The organism is Candidatus Bathyarchaeia archaeon, assembly GCA_035283685.1.
Classification (GTDB): Archaea; Thermoproteota; Bathyarchaeia; order Bathyarchaeales; family Bathyarchaeaceae; genus DATETJ01.
Genome location: DATETJ010000008.1, coordinates 80838 through 98282, shown reverse-complemented (window position 1 = coordinate 98282; position 17445 = coordinate 80838). Strand labels below are relative to the sequence as shown.

General features: G+C 46.2%; 18 protein-coding genes. 15 read left to right on the top strand and 3 right to left on the bottom strand.

Features of this window, described 5'->3' with window-relative positions; translation table 11 throughout:
- Window positions 1–59: 59 nt before the first annotated feature.
- From VJ249_06480 to VJ249_06470, 3 genes are all read left to right on the top strand, one after another.
- Window positions 60–392: a hypothetical protein gene (locus tag VJ249_06480; GenBank protein ID HKZ94206.1), complete on the top strand. Its 333-nt coding sequence runs from the start codon at window positions 60–62 to the stop codon at window positions 390–392.
- 84 nt (window positions 393–476) lie between these two features.
- Complete coding sequence (locus VJ249_06475) at window positions 477–791, top strand: ribonuclease P (GenBank protein HKZ94205.1); 315 nt, start codon at window positions 477–479, stop codon at window positions 789–791.
- Window positions 788–1108: a YhbY family RNA-binding protein gene (locus VJ249_06470; GenBank protein ID HKZ94204.1), complete on the top strand. Its 321-nt coding sequence runs from the start codon at window positions 788–790 to the stop codon at window positions 1106–1108. The genes VJ249_06475 and VJ249_06470 overlap by 4 nt, the downstream gene beginning before the upstream one ends.
- On the opposite strand, the gene VJ249_06465 is transcribed toward VJ249_06470, so the two are convergent.
- Window positions 1083–1898, bottom strand: a complete 816-nt coding sequence (locus VJ249_06465; protein HKZ94203.1) for a D-aminoacyl-tRNA deacylase — start codon at window positions 1896–1898, stop codon at window positions 1083–1085. The genes VJ249_06470 and VJ249_06465 overlap by 26 nt on opposite strands.
- A 95-nt stretch (window positions 1899–1993) precedes the next feature.
- Here VJ249_06465 and VJ249_06460 point away from each other — a divergent pair, with 95 nt between their 5' ends.
- Window positions 1994–2917, top strand: coding sequence for an ornithine carbamoyltransferase (locus VJ249_06460; protein HKZ94202.1), 924 nt, complete (start codon window positions 1994–1996; stop codon window positions 2915–2917).
- A gap of 5 nt (window positions 2918–2922) precedes the next feature.
- Here VJ249_06460 and VJ249_06455 read toward each other — a convergent pair whose 3' ends face one another.
- Window positions 2923–4587, bottom strand: coding sequence for a serine hydrolase domain-containing protein (locus VJ249_06455; protein HKZ94201.1), 1665 nt, complete (start codon window positions 4585–4587; stop codon window positions 2923–2925).
- A 212-nt stretch (window positions 4588–4799) separates the two neighbouring features.
- On the opposite strand from VJ249_06455, the gene VJ249_06450 reads away from it, so the two are divergent.
- The 10 genes from VJ249_06450 (at window position 4800) to VJ249_06405 (ending at window position 15396) form a co-directional block, all read left to right on the top strand.
- Window positions 4800–8456: a protein kinase gene (locus VJ249_06450; GenBank protein HKZ94200.1), complete on the top strand. Its 3657-nt coding sequence runs from the start codon at window positions 4800–4802 to the stop codon at window positions 8454–8456.
- Window positions 8457–8517: 61 nt separating this feature from the next.
- Window positions 8518–9057, top strand: a complete 540-nt coding sequence (locus VJ249_06445; GenBank protein ID HKZ94199.1) for a GNAT family protein — start codon at window positions 8518–8520, stop codon at window positions 9055–9057.
- 77 nt (window positions 9058–9134) lie between these two features.
- Entirely contained in the window at window positions 9135–9917 is a 783-nt protein-coding gene (locus VJ249_06440; protein HKZ94198.1) for a class I SAM-dependent methyltransferase, read from the top strand.
- Between the two features lie 150 nt (window positions 9918–10067).
- Window positions 10068–10487, top strand: coding sequence for a DMT family transporter (locus VJ249_06435; protein HKZ94197.1), 420 nt, complete (start codon window positions 10068–10070; stop codon window positions 10485–10487).
- Between the two features lie 70 nt (window positions 10488–10557).
- Complete coding sequence (locus VJ249_06430; protein ID HKZ94196.1) at window positions 10558–11511, top strand: M55 family metallopeptidase; 954 nt, start codon at window positions 10558–10560, stop codon at window positions 11509–11511.
- A gap of 201 nt (window positions 11512–11712) precedes the next feature.
- Window positions 11713–12183 (top strand): hypothetical protein, encoded by a 471-nt coding sequence (locus tag VJ249_06425; protein ID HKZ94195.1) that lies wholly within the window; start codon window positions 11713–11715, stop codon window positions 12181–12183.
- A gap of 30 nt (window positions 12184–12213) precedes the next feature.
- A complete protein-coding gene (locus VJ249_06420) occupies window positions 12214–12738 on the top strand; it encodes a GNAT family N-acetyltransferase (protein HKZ94194.1) in 525 nt (174 codons plus the stop codon).
- A gap of 123 nt (window positions 12739–12861) precedes the next feature.
- Window positions 12862–13620: a class I SAM-dependent methyltransferase gene (locus VJ249_06415; GenBank protein HKZ94193.1), complete on the top strand. Its 759-nt coding sequence runs from the start codon at window positions 12862–12864 to the stop codon at window positions 13618–13620.
- A gap of 40 nt (window positions 13621–13660) precedes the next feature.
- A complete protein-coding gene (locus tag VJ249_06410; protein HKZ94192.1) occupies window positions 13661–14137 on the top strand; it encodes a hypothetical protein in 477 nt (158 codons plus the stop codon).
- A gap of 155 nt (window positions 14138–14292) precedes the next feature.
- Window positions 14293–15396: an aminopeptidase gene (locus tag VJ249_06405; GenBank protein ID HKZ94191.1), complete on the top strand. Its 1104-nt coding sequence runs from the start codon at window positions 14293–14295 to the stop codon at window positions 15394–15396.
- Between the two features lie 82 nt (window positions 15397–15478).
- Here VJ249_06405 and VJ249_06400 read toward each other — a convergent pair whose 3' ends face one another.
- A complete protein-coding gene (locus tag VJ249_06400) occupies window positions 15479–17020 on the bottom strand; it encodes a carboxypeptidase M32 (protein ID HKZ94190.1) in 1542 nt (513 codons plus the stop codon).
- Between the two features lie 164 nt (window positions 17021–17184).
- Here VJ249_06400 and VJ249_06395 point away from each other — a divergent pair, with 164 nt between their 5' ends.
- Window positions 17185–17442 carry a hypothetical protein gene (locus VJ249_06395; protein HKZ94189.1) on the top strand — a complete coding sequence of 86 codons (258 nt, stop codon included), beginning with the start codon at window positions 17185–17187 and terminating at the stop codon, window positions 17440–17442.
- The last annotated feature ends 3 nt before the right edge of the window (window positions 17443–17445 follow it).

Sequence of the window (17445 nt, the reverse complement as noted above, 5' to 3'; positions counted from 1 at the left end):
CCTTGAACTGTAATCTATATCGTCACCTACAATTCTGAATTCATAACGCTTTTGGACTGTTGACTTTTAATTTACAGCATATGGCAGATTATGGCACTCTGTTCACATTGATCCTCGTAGCCCTCACATTTGTGGTAGTGGGCATGATTTTCATAGTCTACATCATGATTATTGGAGAAAGGGAGAAAAAGGTGAAGGCTGAAGGAGAACCCGCTGCTGAGGAAAAGGCGCCTGAGGCAGAGTGTCCACACGGTTTCGGATACCTGAGCGATTACCCGCGAAATCAACCGATCCCTGAAGAATGCTTCGGATGCCTAAGCGCCATACAATGCGTGAATCAAAAAACACAAGCAGCAGTGGCCGAAGTCACTGAGCCCGTTGAACAGCAATAAACCAGTCTTTTCTGAATAAAGCAAAAGAAAATATTGCCTATAGTTCCTTCATATCTGGTGCGCAGGTTTGCATAGGAACCCAGTATGAATGAAACTAGGCATATAGCGTTGCAGCGCATCCGCACTTTGTTTGAGCTTGCCAAAGAGAACATTCGCAAGGAGCCAGAGCTGGCGCAACGCTACGCCCAAATCGCAAGAAGAATAGCCATGCGAACACGAGTGAGATTGCCAGTTGAGTACAGGCGGCTTGTTTGCAGGCATTGTAAAAGCTTTATTTATCCAGGAGTCAACAGTCGTGTCCGCGTTCACCCTAGACGTGAACCTCACGTGGCAGTAACATGCCTAGTTTGTGGCAAAACCACGCGCGTACCATCGAGAAGCCGTGAGAAAAAGAAATGATTACATCCAAGATGAAACGTCGGTTCAAACAGAAGTTCAGCAGCGAGAGACCCACAGTTTGGGTGGGCAAGGAAGGGTCGACTGCGCAGATTGTGAATGAAATCAGTAGGCAACTGGATCAACATGAAGTTGTGAAAGGAAGAATTCTGCAAGCTGCGCTCAAGGATGAAGATGCTAAGGAAGTAGCAACCAGAGTAGCCAAAGAGACAGAGTCAACCCTCGTTGAAGTTCGTGGACACACATTCATATTGTACCGACGCAAAAGAAAGCCGAAAACCGCAGAGAAAACCGTTAAGCCCTCTGAACCGAAACGTTGAGTTCTTTCAATGCGGTTATGATTCTGTTTCTGTCCATTGCTTTCAGGCTTTTCCAATCGAAGAATGCGGCTTCCACTTTCTCCACCGTTCGTTGAACACACTGCTTAACCACATCCGCTTCTACACTGGGCGCCGCATACTTCGAAATTATGTGACCAAACGCCCATGGTGTGGTTAGCGCGATTCGAGTGAATCTTTCATTGTAGTGAGGTCCGCCCACGCCTAGAACTGCAGCATATCTTGAGTTCCTCGTGATTGCTGCCATCGCTGCTTGAGCAACAGCTTCAGCCGCCTTCACGTCTTTCCACTGCTCCAGCGAGCTGCCTAACTCCACGAACATTGCAGGCACGTCTAACGATGGACCGTGATGCGTACATTCATACGAGACCTCGTAAGGCAAGTTGCTTTCATCCTTCTTTCTCGCCAGCTCTAGGATCGCGTCTTTCATTGCGCTGGCGGGGCAAATTGAAACCCGTTTGTTGAGCCCACCTAGCTCTGCTTCACTTAGATTCCCGGGTACATGCACTGATAGAGTTGGAAAGCCGCTTACACTGGCATGACGGGAAACAAACACGACCAGTTCAGGGACAAGGTGCTCTGTAATGTACTGGCTGTGAATGAGTTCCTCGTTTATGAAAACCAGTTTTACGTCGCCGTTGGCGACCTGCTTGAAGTACACGTTGTTGCCTTGGAAGTTCTCTGGAAGCTTTTCGAATCCATGCTGCTCTATGATCTGTTGCGCAATGTTCATGCTTGCGACATCTTTGGTTGAGGCTACAATCAGAATCATGGATTGCTACCTGTCGCAGTAATGAACGGTCAGTAAACTTATATGTGCTTTGAACTGTCTTCTAACCTCAAATCGCAAGACTGCAAGGAGATGAAATGACGCCCATGCACCTACTCGCCCTTAAAGATTGGACACCCAAGCGGATAGTAGAAGTAATAGACAAGTCAATAGAGATCAAGAAGAACCCGGCAAGACACCGCAATACCTTGAGCGACAAGTCGCTGGCAATGATTTTCCAGAAAACCTCGACTCGGACACGCGTTTCTTTCGAAGTGGCTATGACTCAGCTGGGCGGTCACGCCCTGTACTTGGACTGGAGAACTACCAACCTCGTTCTAGCTGACATTCGAGATGAAACCCAATACCTGTCTCGAAACGTTGACTGCATAATGGCTCGATTAATGAAGCACTCCGACTTGCAGGCTATGGCTGAAGCCTCACGAGTGCCAGTTATAAACGGTTGCGATGAGAAATATCACCCTTGCCAAGCCTTAGCTGACCTCATGACCATCAAAGAAAAAAAGGGCAAGTTGAAAGGCGTCAAACTCGTCTATATCGGCGTGCACAACAACGTGTGCAACTCGCTTATAGTAGGCTGCACAAAAACAGGCGTCGAAATCACAGCGGTCACGCCTTTGAGAAATGAGCCTTCAATCGACACGGGGCTTCTAAAGGCTGGGGAAAAAACAGGGCTATTCCACTCAACATTAGATGTCAAGAAAGCCGTTAAAGACGCTGATTTCGTTTACACTGACACATGGGTAGACATGGAGTTTTTCACCGACCCGAAATTCAAGGATGAGAAGGAAAAGCGAATCAAGCTTATGATGCCATATCAAATCAACAAAGACTTGATGAAAGGCAGCAAAGCCTACATCATGCACGACATGCCCATACACCGAGGCTACGAAATCAACGCTGACATCATAGAAAACCCAAAATCAATAATCTACCAGCAAAGCGAAAACCGACTGCACACGGCGAAGGCGGTTTTGCTGAAGCTATTGACTGGGAAATAACATCCCTAGACTTTCGAGGCTTTCAGATTGCCCATTTTGCGATGAATGGTCAGTTCTGTGACGTGACCTTGCTTGTTGATGTGGAAACTAAGCTTTGCGTTCTTGGCTGTGCCCAGATCGTAGCCTGCGTATATGCGTGTGGAAATCGGGAGAACCCGCATTGTGAAAGTGTCAGGTCCTGTAGTTAAGCCCCAGAGTTTTCCGTTTCGCCAGAGCAAACCGAATCTCACCTCGTATTTGTCACGTGTCACCTTCACGACTATTTCCATGGTGTCCTCGCTGCGTGGCCAAGTCAAGCCGCCTAAGATAATGGTCTCGATCTGGTTTACCTTGTTCTCACTGATACTGAGTCGGTCGAGAAGCAGTCTTCGCCAACCCTTCATTCTTTCTTCGTCGTTCAACTCCTTCTTGCCGTACTCGTAATCTCCTTTCAGCACAGCGTTGACCATTCTTACCGTTCGATTCGTCAGGTCGTTGAGTTCAGCTGTGTTTTCGTTGCTAAGCGAGAAAACGGAGTTGACAGCGTCTTGTCCAACTGCTGTGAGCGTTAGGTAGCCTGCATCAATTTGGAGGATGAGTTGACCTCCCGTGGGCAGTCTGTATGTTCCTTTAAAGCTCTTCATATCTGATAGGCGTGACTTGCGGGTAATTGGGGGAAATCCTACTTCTTTGCCGAAAAGCAGTCTCTCTATTTTGTCTCTTAACGGAGAGATGAGAGGGTTCTTACCGTAGGACTGGTTACAGAACAGGACAGTCAACGTGTCGTGGTCTACGAACCATGTGAAGAGAGCACTGCTGCCCAAGTCGCTGCCGCCGTCGTGTTGGATAACCTTTCCACGTTCAGTGGCTAGAATGCTCCAGCCATAAGCATAGTTGTTCATGAAGGGCGTGAACAGCTTCTTTTTTGCTTCGGCTGAGAGGATTTTGTCGCCTTTGAGCGCAAGGTACCATTTGTGCATGTCGTTTGTTGTGGACAGTATTTCGCCGTTGCCGATAACGTTCCAGTGAGGTTGGTCATGTTCGCTTAGGTTTAGTCTGAAGCTTTTTTCTCCCAAATACCATGTAGCAACTGTTCTCTTATGCCAGTTTGGGATGCGATAGCCTGTGAAGAACATCCTAGAAGGCTTGAACAAGTGCTCATGCAGATACTCCTCGTAAGGCTGTCCGGAAACAATCTCAACGATAGCGCCCAGAAGCGAGTAACCAGCATTTGAATACTCATAGCGAGTTTCTGGGAGAAAAAGCAGAGGCGCGTCCAAAGCTTTCTTAACAGTCTCATCGCGATAAGCAACTACGTAGTCTTCGCCTGTGAAGTTGATGACTCCAGCTGTGTGCGTTAACAGATTGTGAAGCGTGACCTGCTGCTTATCCTTAGGCACGTTGGAGAAGTACTCAGTAATGCTGTGTTCTGTCTTGAGCTTGCCCTTCATCTCTAGTGTCATGATCGCAGCCGCAGTGAACTGCTTCGTAATCGAGCCAACACAGAAAACCGTGTCAGCAGTGTTAGGGATGCTTTTTTCTCGGATAGCCAAGCCGTATCCTTTGTTGAAAAAGATCTTCTTGTCCCTAGCAGCCAAGAATGCGCCTGAAAAACCAAAAGGCGTAATTCTACTGAGATACTTGTCAAACTTGGCAGCTAACCCGCGCTCAACAATGATCTTCTCGCTCAACTCAAACACCCAGCAATCAGTGGCACTATCTGAAGTGTCTAACCAGACATCAGCCTACCCATTAGCTTTTCCGCTGAACCATTGTGGACGCTCATCTTGGGGCTTGGCGTAACTTTGATGCAGTTTCGGCTGAGCTCCTTGGATTGATTATTCTTTTAAGTGCGTTCGTCGATGAATATGCAAGCCACAGAGGAGATTATGGAGCGTTTTCCTTGTCGTCTCTATCGAGTTTGCAGAATGGCAGGTACGTTGTTCTGAAGAAGTTGGGCGAGGGTGGAAAAGGCATCGTGTACAAGGCTAGAGACACTGTTCTGAACCGTGTTGTAGCCATAAAGATGCTCAAGACCACAGTGGCGGGAGAGGACGCGCATTCACGGTTCTTACGTGAGGCTCAGATGGTTGGCACGCTTAATCATCCGAACGTTGTTTCCATTCATGACATTGGGAAGGAGGACGATAAGCAGTTTTTTGTGCTTGAGTTTGTAGACGGGATGAGTCTTCGCGAGCTTATGGGTACGTATCCTGAGGGCAAGTGTGACATTCAGACGATTTTGAGAATCGGCATTGATGTTTGTGGTGCGTTGCAGTATGCGCATTCTCAGGGTGTTCTGCATCGGGACATTAAGCCTGAGAACGTGATGCTTAATCGTGAAGATACTGCGAAGTTGATGGACTTTGGCTTAGCTAAGATGCTTGGGCAGCCGAGCCTCACTCAAGAAGGCATTATTGTTGGCACAGTTGCCTATGTGGCTCCTGAGATTGCCTTGGGTCGTGGTGCAGATGCAAGGTCTGATTTGTATTCGTTTGGTGCGGTTCTTTACGAGGCTGTTACAGGCAAGCCTCCGTTTGTTGGCGAGGACGCGGTGAAGGTCATTTTTAGTCATATTCATGATGTTCCCGTGTCGCCGACTAAGTTGAACGTGAAGGTTCCGCATGCTTTGTCTGACTGTATTATGAGGCTTTTGGAGAAAGAGCCGGAGAAGAGGTATCCGAGTGCGTCCGATCTGCTTAAGGTGTTGAGGGACATCGCTGAAGGCTTTTTGAGAGATGTTTATGCTCCTTCGGGAAAGCCTGCGGTTGTTGTTCCCGGTTCTCGTCCTGTTGCTGCAAAGGAGATTCAGCTTGTCGATAGGGCTGATGAGATGAATCTTCTCCGAGAAGCAGTTGACAGAGCTGTCCGGGGCGAAGGTGGTCTTGTTTTTCTCTACGGCGAAGCGGGTATTGGCAAGACAAGGTTGGCTAGGGAGCTTAGAGCTTATGCGCATTTGCGGGGCATGCGGGTTCTTTATGGAAGATGCCCTGCGTTGTTTAGGATGGATGGTGTTCCTCCCTACGTCTTATGGAGCGAAGTTGTTAGAGACTATTTGGAAAATTGCAGTCCGGAGCAGTTGTACCATGTTGTGGGCTTTTATCCAGCTGAGATTGCGAAAATTGTTCCTGAGCTTAGGCAGAAGCTTGGTGCCATTCCTCAGTCTTTTCCTATAAGTCCTGAGATGGAGCAGAATCGGCTGTTTGAAGCGTTTTCTCAGTTTATCGGCAACATTTCTAAGGAGGCTCCGTTGCTTGTGGTTCTTGATGATTTGCAGTGGACTGATTCGACTTCGCTTCTGCTTCTTCATTATTTGGCTCGGGGTGCGCATCGGAGTTCTTTGCTTCTTTTGGGCGCTTACCGGAGCACTGACATTGACTCTAAGCATCCGTTGACTGCGGTTTTGACCGAGTTGAACAGGGAGCGCCTGCTGCAATCTGTTTCTTTGAAGCGCATGTCTCTGAACGAAATCTCCGAAATGATCAAGCAGACATTGGAGCAAGATGACGTTTCAGCAGAATTCTGTAGACTGGTCTTCGAGAAAACTAGGGGCAATCCGTTTTTCGCTGAGGAAGTAATCAAGTCGCTGAAGGAAGAAGAGGTAATTCATCGAGAGAAAGACGGATGGAGCATTGGGGAGGTTTCAAGGATTGAGTTTCCTGAGACTGTCAAGAGTGTTGTGAAGGCTAGAATAGAGCGGCTGGATGAAGAGTGCCAGAGTGCTTTGACTTTTGCTTCGTTTATTGGTAATGATTTCACTTGTGAAGCTTTGGCTGCTGTTACCGGCATTGAAGAAAACAAATTGCTTGAAGTGATTGAGAAGCTTCTGAAAACAGGATTGGTTAAGCACAAGGTGATTCGAGGAGAAGATGTGTGCTCCTTTGCCGACATCATCATCAGAGACGTTGTTTACGAAGAGGTCAGTCCCTTCAGGCGCAAGAAACTCCACAACACTGTAGGATGCGCTCTAGAGCAGGTTTATGCTAAGAGGATTGATGAGCACTTTGGCGAGTTAGCCTTACACTTTCTCGAGAGCGGCGACAAAGAAAAGGCTCTTGACTACTTCCTGAAGGCTGGAGAAAGAGCTGCAAAGATTTATGCCAACAGTGAGGCTGCTTCTTACTTCGAATCTGCTCTCAGGCTTCTTGAGGAAAGGGATGGTGAGCTTCAACGAAAGGCGTTGGTGTTGGAGCGATTGGGAGACATTAAGAAACTTTCTGGAGAGTTTGATGCATGCTTGAAGTATTGGGACGAAGCGTTGCTGTTACTGGCTAAGTTGAATGAAAAGCAACGGATTTCGGCGTTGCACAAGAAAATGGCTTTTGTACTTTGGGACACGCTTGGTGAGGTGGAAAGAGCCAGAGAACATCATGAAACCAGCTTGAAGATCTTGGAGGCTGAGCCTGAATGCATTGAATTGGCTCGCCTCTATAATGATATGGCTCACATGTATTGGCGCAACGGACAGACGTCGAAAGCTCTTTCTTTGGCGGAAAAAGCACTCGTAATAGCTGAAAAGCTCAACGCTCTTGACGCAGTTGCCTATTCATACGATGTAATGTCGCAATGTTTGGGTTTTCTCGGAGGCATCAAGAAAGGGCGTGAGTATGCGAATAGAGCTTTGAACATAGCCTTGGAAAACAATTATTTGGAAATAGCCGTGCTCTCATACTGCAGAGTAGCCGGTTTTTTTCACTTTGAAGAGTACCAAGAACGCCTAGAATATCTTGAGAAAGGACTTGCGCTCGCGAAGAAGCTAGGAAGCCTGAGTAGGCAAGTGCTCTTTTTGAGTTGGTTGTCAATAGAATATCGGGATAGAGGAGAGCTGGACAAGGCGGTGACTTTCGGAGAGGACGCACTTGAGCTAGGCAACAGAATCAACGATAGGACCTATTTGCCATCCTGCTTTTTCATTCTTGGAGAAGCTTTCCTAAAGAAAGGAGAATGGGACAAAGGCGAACAATATTGTGCCAAAGGTTTGGAACAAGCTCGGGAGTTGAAGGAATTCCAACCTGTAGCTGAGGGTCACTTGGGTTTTGGGCGCTTGCATTTTGACCGAGGGGAATACGCGAAGGCAAAGGAATCACTTGAAGAAGCGATGAAGATATGCAAAGAGGCTGAAGCAAAGACCTATGAAGTATATATCTCTCTGCTTCTAGTTCCAGCGCTTGTTGAGCTTAGCGAGTTTGAAGAAGCTCAAGACCTAATCGATGGCGTGCAGAAGTTCGCTGTCGGGACAGAGGAAAAATACCTGGTTGCCTTCTCGAAGGCACTGAAGGCTATGCTGCTTCGCGCCCAGAAGAAATACGCAGAATCCATTGGACTCTTCGAGAAATCCGTTCAAGAGCTTGAATCTATGGATGCAAGAATGTGGGATGCCTACGGTTTTGCCAGATGGATTCTCTGCGAGTATGCTCGTGTGTATTTGGAGAGAAACCAGGAGGGCGACAAGGAAAAGGCTCACAATCTTCTCAACCAAGCGTTGGAGATGTTCCAGAAGATGGGCGCCAAGAAAGACATAGAAAAAATACTGGTCAAGAAGAAGCTGCTCACATCCTAAGAGCCGAATAGTATGCATGAACCTTCTAGACATGTACACGCACTCGGTTGGTGAATAAGAATTGCTTGAAGGCAAGAATGTGAATCTGCGATTGATGGAGAAAGAGGACCTGCCACTGTTTGCACAATGGTTCAACAGCGCTGAATGGTTTGGTGAATACGGGAGTCCGTCGCAGCATTCTCTGGCTGGATTGGAGGAGTGGCTCAATAGCGCCTTTTTCGAAACGAGGGTCTTTGTCATCGAGAAGAAAGACGGAAGCAGAGTTGGCTACGTCTGGCATTTTAACGTGGTTGCGCCCTATATGCAGATGCTAGAAATAGGCTATGGTCTCGTCGCCAGTGAGAGAAGAAAAGGCTATGGCACTGAAGCTGCACAGCTTATAGTGGACTATCTTTTTCTCACGAAGAACGTTGCTCGAATACAGGCAACAACTCACCCAAAGAATGTGGTTTCTCAGAGGGTTCTAGAAAAAGTTGGGTTCAGAAGAGAAGGCATCTTGAGAAAACCTCATCTTATCAGGGGAGAGTGGACTGATCTGTTCATCTTCAGCATTCTCAGAGAAGAATGGAAAGAGCCGAGAATACTAACAAAAACAAGATGAAGCAAGCGAGTTTTTTGTTTTGCAGAGGAGTTATAGCCGCTTTTATCCAAGACAGAATACGTTGTTGAAGTGAGAATGTGAGCAAATCCTCTCACAAGTTTCATGAGGAAATTCAGAGTGTAAAGACTTTCGAGCAAGATTTGAAGAAAGACAGAGAGGAGTACATAATCGACGTGTTAGAATATACCCAGAAAAGTTTTGATGATGTGTACAGAGATGTGTACAGAGGAGAAATATTAATGAGGGATGAATGGAATGAAAAGAATCCACAGACTCCAGAGGAAATACACAAGTTTTACAAGGAGACAAAGAACTATCTCTTTGACTTGGGAAATTGGCACTTTGGAAGCCATAGACGGTTTGATGTTAAGCTTTTAGCATATTGTTTAGAATCAAGATCAAAGAAAGTTCTCGATTTCGGAGCAGGAATAGGTCAGAATGCGTATATGTTGGCAAGGGAAGGGATTGAAGTAGTTGTTGCAGATGTGGATTCTTACACGCTGGATTTTGCAGAATGGAGATTCAAGAAACATCACGTACCAGCAACGTTCTGGAGAGTGGACAAAGAACCAGCACCGAATGAGAAGTTTGATATGATACTATGTTTTGACGTTCTTGAACATATACCTTTGGAAGAGGCAAAGAAAACAGTTGAATTATTGGGCTCATTAAAAGCTCCAAGAGCAAAGGTGCTTCTGACTGCACCCTTTGAAAAGACGAGCTTGAATCCGATGCATTTCAATCGGAACGAAGAACTTGACAAGCTTATACAGAAATTTCTAAGTAAAGATGTCTTGTACACAAGTGAAGATGTCTTATATACAAAAATACTCGAAAAAATAATGACAAAAGCCGCTTGAACACACAACAACTGCCTTTTTTCTATGCATATTGCCCACGCCACTGGGCGACATTCCTAAACCACGTTGATTTGTGTGTGGGCATAGAAATTCTATCTTCTCTCTCTGAAGAATCGAATTTAAAAGAACAGAAACTACAAATGTAGACATATGAACTGGATAATTCCAACCATACTAGCGATGGTGTTGTTTGGTTCTTGGGGAATTTTGGTAAAATACGCTGCTGGAAAGCTTGATACTGTTTCCTTTTCCTTTTTCAATGCACTTTCCTCTGTGATAGTGATAGCTGTGGTATTTGCGTATTTCTGGTTCTCCAGATCTACAATTCAGTTAACACGGGAAGGTGTTTTCATTTCGTTGATAGCGGGCATGATTGCTGTTCTCGCAGTTTTGGCAGAAGTAACTGCCTATCAGATAGGTAGTCTTTCTACCTTAAGTCCTATGATAGCAGCAGGCGTTGCTGCAATTACTGCTGTAGGTGGAATCGTTCTGTTCAAAGAAACTATAGCGCCAAAGATAGTAGTAGGAATTCTTTTAGCAATAGTCGCTATTTACTTACTTTCTTCCTGAGCATTCTAGCACGCGCGATGTAACTCTTAAATATCGTTTTCCTTCATTCAGACGAAAGGAGAATCGCCATTTGAGCAAGAAGCCTGTGAAAAACCTCAAAATCATCGTAGACGTTGATATGGAAGGAATCTCTGGAATCGACGACCCCAGTCAAATTTGGGGTGACCAGAAGGGATTCGAGAAGTCTCGAAGCCTGATGACTAAGGAGGTTAACGCAGTAGTTCGGGGTCTAAAGGCTGGAGGTGCAACAGAAGTCAGAGTTGTCGACGACCATATGTCTGGTGGTCCAAGCCCCTTGAACATAATTCCTGAAAAGCTGGAGAAGAGCGCTAAGCTGTATCAGGGACCAGATTTTTGGGGAAGACTGAACGAAGCTCTAGATGGATCATTGGCGGCTGCGGTTCTTCTTGGTTATCACGCGATGGCAGATGACAAGGAGGGCTTCCTAACCCACACAATTCATCCTTTCAATATTGCCCGAATAGAGATAAATGGAAAAGTAGTGGGCGAAACGGCGTTAGCGGCGCTCAAACTCGCTGAGCACGGAATTCCTGTGATAATGGTGACTGGCGATCAAGCGCTCATTAGAGAAGCCTCGGAGCTTCTGCCTGGAATTGAAACGGTGCAGGTGAAGACTTCGCTGAACAGAAGGACTACCAAGTGTCTGGACTCCGCTGAAGCCAGAAAGCGGATAGAGGAAGCGGCAAAGCGAGCAGTTTCCAAGATAGACCAGCTGAAGCCTCTAGGAATTCAGCCGCCGTACAAGGTCAGGATTTCTTTTCCTACAAAAGAACACGCAGAAATAGCTGCGATTATCCCTGAGGCAAGAAGAAGCGGAGAAACGGCTGTTTCGTACATTGGCAGAAACGTCGACGAAGCCGAGGCATTCATCAACACAGAGATTGCCCTAACAACAAGCATATTACTAAGAAAATTCATTCGTGAACTCGCAAAACTTGAGAGTTTTTCCCGAATCGAAGAGAAATTCTGGGAGAAAACTAGGGCAGATTGGCTTTTCCAATGAACGCATTACTCAAGACGTGCCTCTTAGCATTTTCAGAGAGGAATGGGAAGAACCAAGAATACTGACAAAAACTGAGAAGTAGAGCGGCTTTGTCCGTCACCAGCATATAGGGCTTTGATTAAAGGCTTTTTTGTCTGATGTTCTCTTCATGGTCTAGTCTTTAATACTAATCCAGCTAATCTTGTCTTCTGGGTATCAAAAGTGGTTGATATTCAGACAGTTTCTATTGCTGTTGCTTCCGCAAGTGTTGTTGCAGGAATCATCTATTATGCTCTTCAGCTTAGGCATCAAACCAAGATGAGAAAGACAGATGCATTCTGGAGAGTTTATCAGAGTTTCAATAGCAAAGAGTTCCTTGAAGCTACTTTTAAAGTGTGGAACCTGGAGTTTGAGGACTACGATGATTTCTTGAAGAAATACGGTGCACCATTTGCTGAAACACCAGTTGCCGTGGCAATGTCAGTGGTTGCCAACTTGTATGAAGGAGCTGGAGAGCTTCTTCACAGCGGTCTTGTAGACTATGAGGCTCTTTCAGAAATGCCTACCAACATGATTTGGAAGAAAATGAAACCTATCGTTGAGGGAGCTAGAAAGCAATACAACTTTCCAACACTGTGGGACCATTTTGAATATCTCTACAATGAAGGAAGGAAAAGAGAACAGAAGCTTTAGCAGTCAAAGGTTTAGGCAGATGGTTGGTTCTTGAGGTTTGAGGTTGGTTGTGACCCCCAGTCTGAGGAGTTCAAGGAATATTGGAGTAGAAATGGGTACCGTCAAGAGTCTAAAGGATTCAATCATGATAGACTGTTTGAAATGCTTGTAGGTTCTATCAAGAGCAATTTTGTTCAGCTCATTGTTTGGAGAGAAAACGGCAAGATTGTGGGTCATGCAGTCTGGCATGAAAGCAACACTGAAGAACATAGGAAAGGTTCCCCCAGAAACAAAGAAGACACAGAGGCATTGGAAAAGCTATTGGATGGGAAGAAAGACTTTGTTGAGCTTCATGAATGGTGGTTGATTGAGACACATAGAGGAAAAGGCTACGGAAATGAGTTCTTAGACTTCTTTGAGGTTTACATGAAGAGTGAGGGTTACTTTGATTTAGTGTTTTATGCTGATCATCCGGCGGCGCTGGCTGCATTTCGAAAGCATGGTTACAAAGAAGGAGGATACTTGGCAGGCTCAAAGGAATGTGTCTTCCATCATTCACTTAAGGAAAACCATTAGAATGGGCGGGCGGGTTGGGTGGGGATAGAAATTCCATGCGCTCACATGGCGTTGTGAATCACTCCAATGTTCTCCACAAGCCATAAGAACCGACACATGGGAAGATGTGGTCAATGACTTGGTATGAAGAAACTTAAGCCTGAGGAAGATACGTTTGGTCAGGAGATTTGGGCTTGCTACAAGGGCGAAGAAGCTTCAGAAGTAGTGGAAAGAGATGACGGCTACTTCAATGCAACCCCGGGAAATCCTAAAAACTACTTCTCAGAATACGAAGACTGGGCGCCGATTGAAAGAAAAGCCATGGAACTCGTGAAAGGAAGAGTCCTAGACATCGGCTGCGGAGCCGGCAGACACTCCTTGTACCTGCAAAACAAAGGATTCGACGTACTAGGAATCGACAGCTCACCCCTAGCGATCAAAGTCAGCAAGCTCAGAGGACTGAAGAAAGCAAGAGTCACGGCAATTGAAGAACTGGACTTCAAGCCCAACTCGTTCGACACAGTCATCATGATGGGCAGCAACTTCGGCTTATTCGGCGGCTTAAAAACGGCTAAGAGAATACTGAAGAAACTGCATAAGATCACTTCTGAGAGCGGATTGATTATTGCCAGCACTCGTGACACGTTCAAGACTAGCATCCCTGAGCACTTGGAGTATCACAAGCTCAATAGGCAGAGAGGTAGAATGCCGGGGCAACTGAGACTAAGAATAAGGTTCAGGAAATGCGTTGGCAGATGGTTCGACTACCTGATAGTGTCCAAGAAAGAAATGGAAGAGATACTCAAAGGAACAGGATGGAAAATCAAGGAAACCATAGACTCAGACAACTCAGCATACATAGCAGCTTTTCAAAAAACTTACACGTGTGCGCACAAGCAATAAGAATCCAAGTCAGATAACTAGCTCTTCTGAGGATTGTGAAATGTCGGCTGAAGAAACGAAACTCTCAGCATATGTGGCTTTTCACTCGGTCATTTCGAGAAATCTCTCTCTGTTTGCAGGTTTTACATTCACAGCAATAACCATACTCATTACTCGGTTTCCAGACCCTAGCACTTGGCAGTCGCAAACCATGCTTTTCTTTCTAGCCGCCTTATTCTACACTCTACTTTACGGACTATATGATAACGAGGCATTGCTGAGCTACTGCGTAGTATTCGCCCCAAAACTGCCACAGCGCTACTCGAAGGGCGGGACTGGGCCAGTCTATATATTTAGTTGGCTTATGCTCGGTTCGTCACTGTGGTTGTTGTTCCTACTCTGTAATCTATTGTACCTTGCTTTGGCGACAGGAATCATGTTTACATTGTTCGTTATCATGGCTTACCGAATGAGTAGAATTCTCAACCGTACTAGGAAACCGTATCAAAGAATCAACCTACACGGAATTGAGGACTAGGAATACTAAAAGCGCGCTGTTGAAAGGGCTCGGATTCTTGTCATTTCTTCCCGAGTTTCAGATAGAAGACGTACATTGTCACGTTTCCACAAACCATAAGAACGAAACTTTTCCTAACACTCAAGAGTTGCCTTTATTTCAGGAATGTGGTTTGAATGGTGGATCCGAGAATCGAGAAACTTGCGAAGCTTTGCGTTCAATACTGTGTTGCTGTGAAGCCGAAGGACAAAGTTCTCATCGAAGGAAGAGATATCGCCCACCCATTGATAAACGAGATATACAAAGAGTGCATTCTGAGCGATGCAGACCCGTCGATTCTTCCGGAGCTTGACACCGACTACATATTCTACAAATACGCAAAGAAACACCAGTTGCACCAAAACTTCACCCGGTCCATCTGGAATTTCATTATCAAGAAAGTCGATGTCTACATAACTGTGGGCTGCAATCCCAACCCAAAACGCCTAACTGGCGTAGACCCAGCAAAAATCGCGACGAGGCAAGCTTCATGGAAAGATTTCATGGATGAATACATGAAACGTTCCGGTGCTGGTGATCTTCGTTGGGTACTCTTACCTTACCCGATCAGTGCCGACGCCCAAGAAGCTTCCATGGCACTACAGGAATATGAAGACTTTGTGTACAAAAGCTGCTTGATCGACAAAGAGGACCCAGTTAAAGAATGGAAGAAGATTCGCTCAAGTCAGGAAAGGATCTGCAAGTATCTAAATAACGCTGACAAAATCGAAATTACATGTAAGGACTCTGAACTCGTCTTCAGCGTGAAGGGAAGAAAATGGGAAAACTGCGACGGAAAATTCAACATGCCCGACGGTGAGGTCTTTACAGCACCAGTTGAAGACTCAGTCAATGGCACCATAAGATTCAGTTACCCGGGAATATATTCGGGCAAAGAAATCGAGGACATAACTCTTACATTCAAAGGCGGAAAGGTGACAAAGGCAAAGGCAGCTAAGGGCAATGAGTTGCTGCAGGAGATTCTGAGAATCGAGGGTGCAGACCGGATCGGCGAAGTCGCCGTCGGAACCAATTATGGCATAACAAGATTCACAAAGAGAATTCTCTTTGATGAAAAGATGGGCGGGACAATTCACATGGCTCTTGGTGCTTCCTACCCTGAGACTGGGGGACTCAACAAGTCAGCTGTTCATTGGGACCTGTTGAAAGACATGAAGAAAGACGGAGAAATACGCGCAGACGGCAAGCTAATCTACAAGAAAGGAAAATTCCTAATATAGCATCAGCCAATCCGCAACTGCAGCAGCGTCAGTATCACCAATAGGGAATTGAATAAGCGCGTGCTGGTTCGAGTGCTCACTGTCAGTATTCGTAGATTTTTGAGAATTTTGTGTTCAGGTAGTCGATGAAAGGTTTAACGTTGATTTCCTGACCCGTGATTTTCTTCAGAAGTGGAATCGGATCGTACAGGTTTCCGTGGCTGAACACGTTAGTGGTCAACCATTGTCTGATGTTGTGGAAGTCGCCTTTCTCCAGTTGACTAGCCCAGTTTGGCACGTCCTTCGCAAATGCTGCGAATATCTGTCCCCCATACATGTTTCCTAGAGCGTACGATGGGAAGTATCCGAAGCCTCCTCCAGCCCAGTGTATGTCCTGCATAACTCCCTCTGAATCATTCTCGATCTTCTGGCCAAGGTAATCCATGTACTTTTGGTTCCAAACGCTTGGTAGCTCATCCACTGTTACTTTGTCTTGGAATAGAGCCTGTTCGATTTCAAACCGGATTATAACATGCAAGCTGTAGGTGACTTCGTCCGCTTCGACGCGGATTTTGGAAGGTTGAACCCTGTTGATTGCGTGGACAAAAGCGTCCAATGGAATATCTGAGAAGGTGCTGCCTGTCAATGCCTTGAACTGTGAATAGTAGCTGGTCCAGAACTCGCTTGAGCGGCCTATCATGTTCTCCACTAAGCGTGATTGAGACTCATGGAAGCCTGCGGAGGCACTTGATCCCACGGGTAGGTACATCCATTCTGGGCTAAAGCCCTGTTCGTAGAGTGCGTGACCCCCTTCGTGAAGCACCGAAAACAGGGACGATGTTACATCGTCTTCGTAGTAGTGCGTTGTGATTCTTACGTCATCAAAGTACCCTGCTGTAAAAGGATGCTCAGCCTCGTCGATTCGACCGCCTGCGTTCTTGGATTCAGCGTCGTATTCGATGAATTTGGCCAGCGATTTGGAGATTTCCTCTTGCGCACTTATAGGAACTTTTCGTCTGAGGATGGAAGGATCGGGTTGCTTCGACGAATTCGTGCATTTGTCTATGATTTTGATGAGGTGTGTCTTGAGTTCATTGAAAATTGGGGTAATCTGGCTAGCCGTCATCTTTGGTTCGAAGATATCGATTAAGGCATCGTACGGCGTCGCGGTTTTCTTCACCTCCATCAGGATGGCGGCTGTTTGCTTTATGAGGTCAATGACCTTGGCGAGTTCAGGTTTGAACAGAGAATAATCCTTGGCGGCTTTGGCTTTCTTCCAAATGCCGAACGCGATGGCCGTTTGTCTGGCTGTCTCGGCAACGAGCTTTTCCGGCAGTTTCGTCTGTTCGTCATAGTTCTTTCTGACTAGGTAGACATTTCGTCGCTGGAGCTCACTGAGACTTGGATAGTCAGGATGCCTCTCAATTTTCTCCAAAAGCGTGCTGACTTCCGGGTCAGTGTTCATCTTATGGAAAAATCGACTAAGCAGTGCGCTTTGTTCACCACGAAGCCCGATGCCTTTAGGCGGCATCTTGGTCTGCATATCCCACCCGATGACCTCATTTACAGACCGCAGGATTACGATGTCCTTGGCTCTCGCCAACAGCTTCTCGTAGTCTGAGTTTAACGTCTCTTCCGTTCCCACCCTCACTCACCTTTCCTATCCTTACTTGCTGCAAGCCCAACCTTAAGGGTCTTCATGCTTCTGTTTCTTCAACTGCACATTTATGCTTAATCCAGCTTCACAGCAACAACTCTTATGTGGACTTGCAGAGAATTGCATGCTAGAACAACAGAGGCTAAAAAGTCTTGACAGCGGAACCATACGAAGAAGCAGGAAAAATCAAAGACGTTGTCTTGAAAATCCTCTGCGCCGTCCACGGCGACAGTGTCTGCACAGTTGATTTTGACGAAATGAAGAAAGAACAAGACCGCGTACTCCTCCACGGCATTTTCCAAACACGCTCCCGACTGGGACGCACACGCTCCACAGTCTTCACCATGGAACTAGACAAACAAAACCAACTAATCTCATACTCACGCGAAAGAACACATGCAAAAATCTGACAA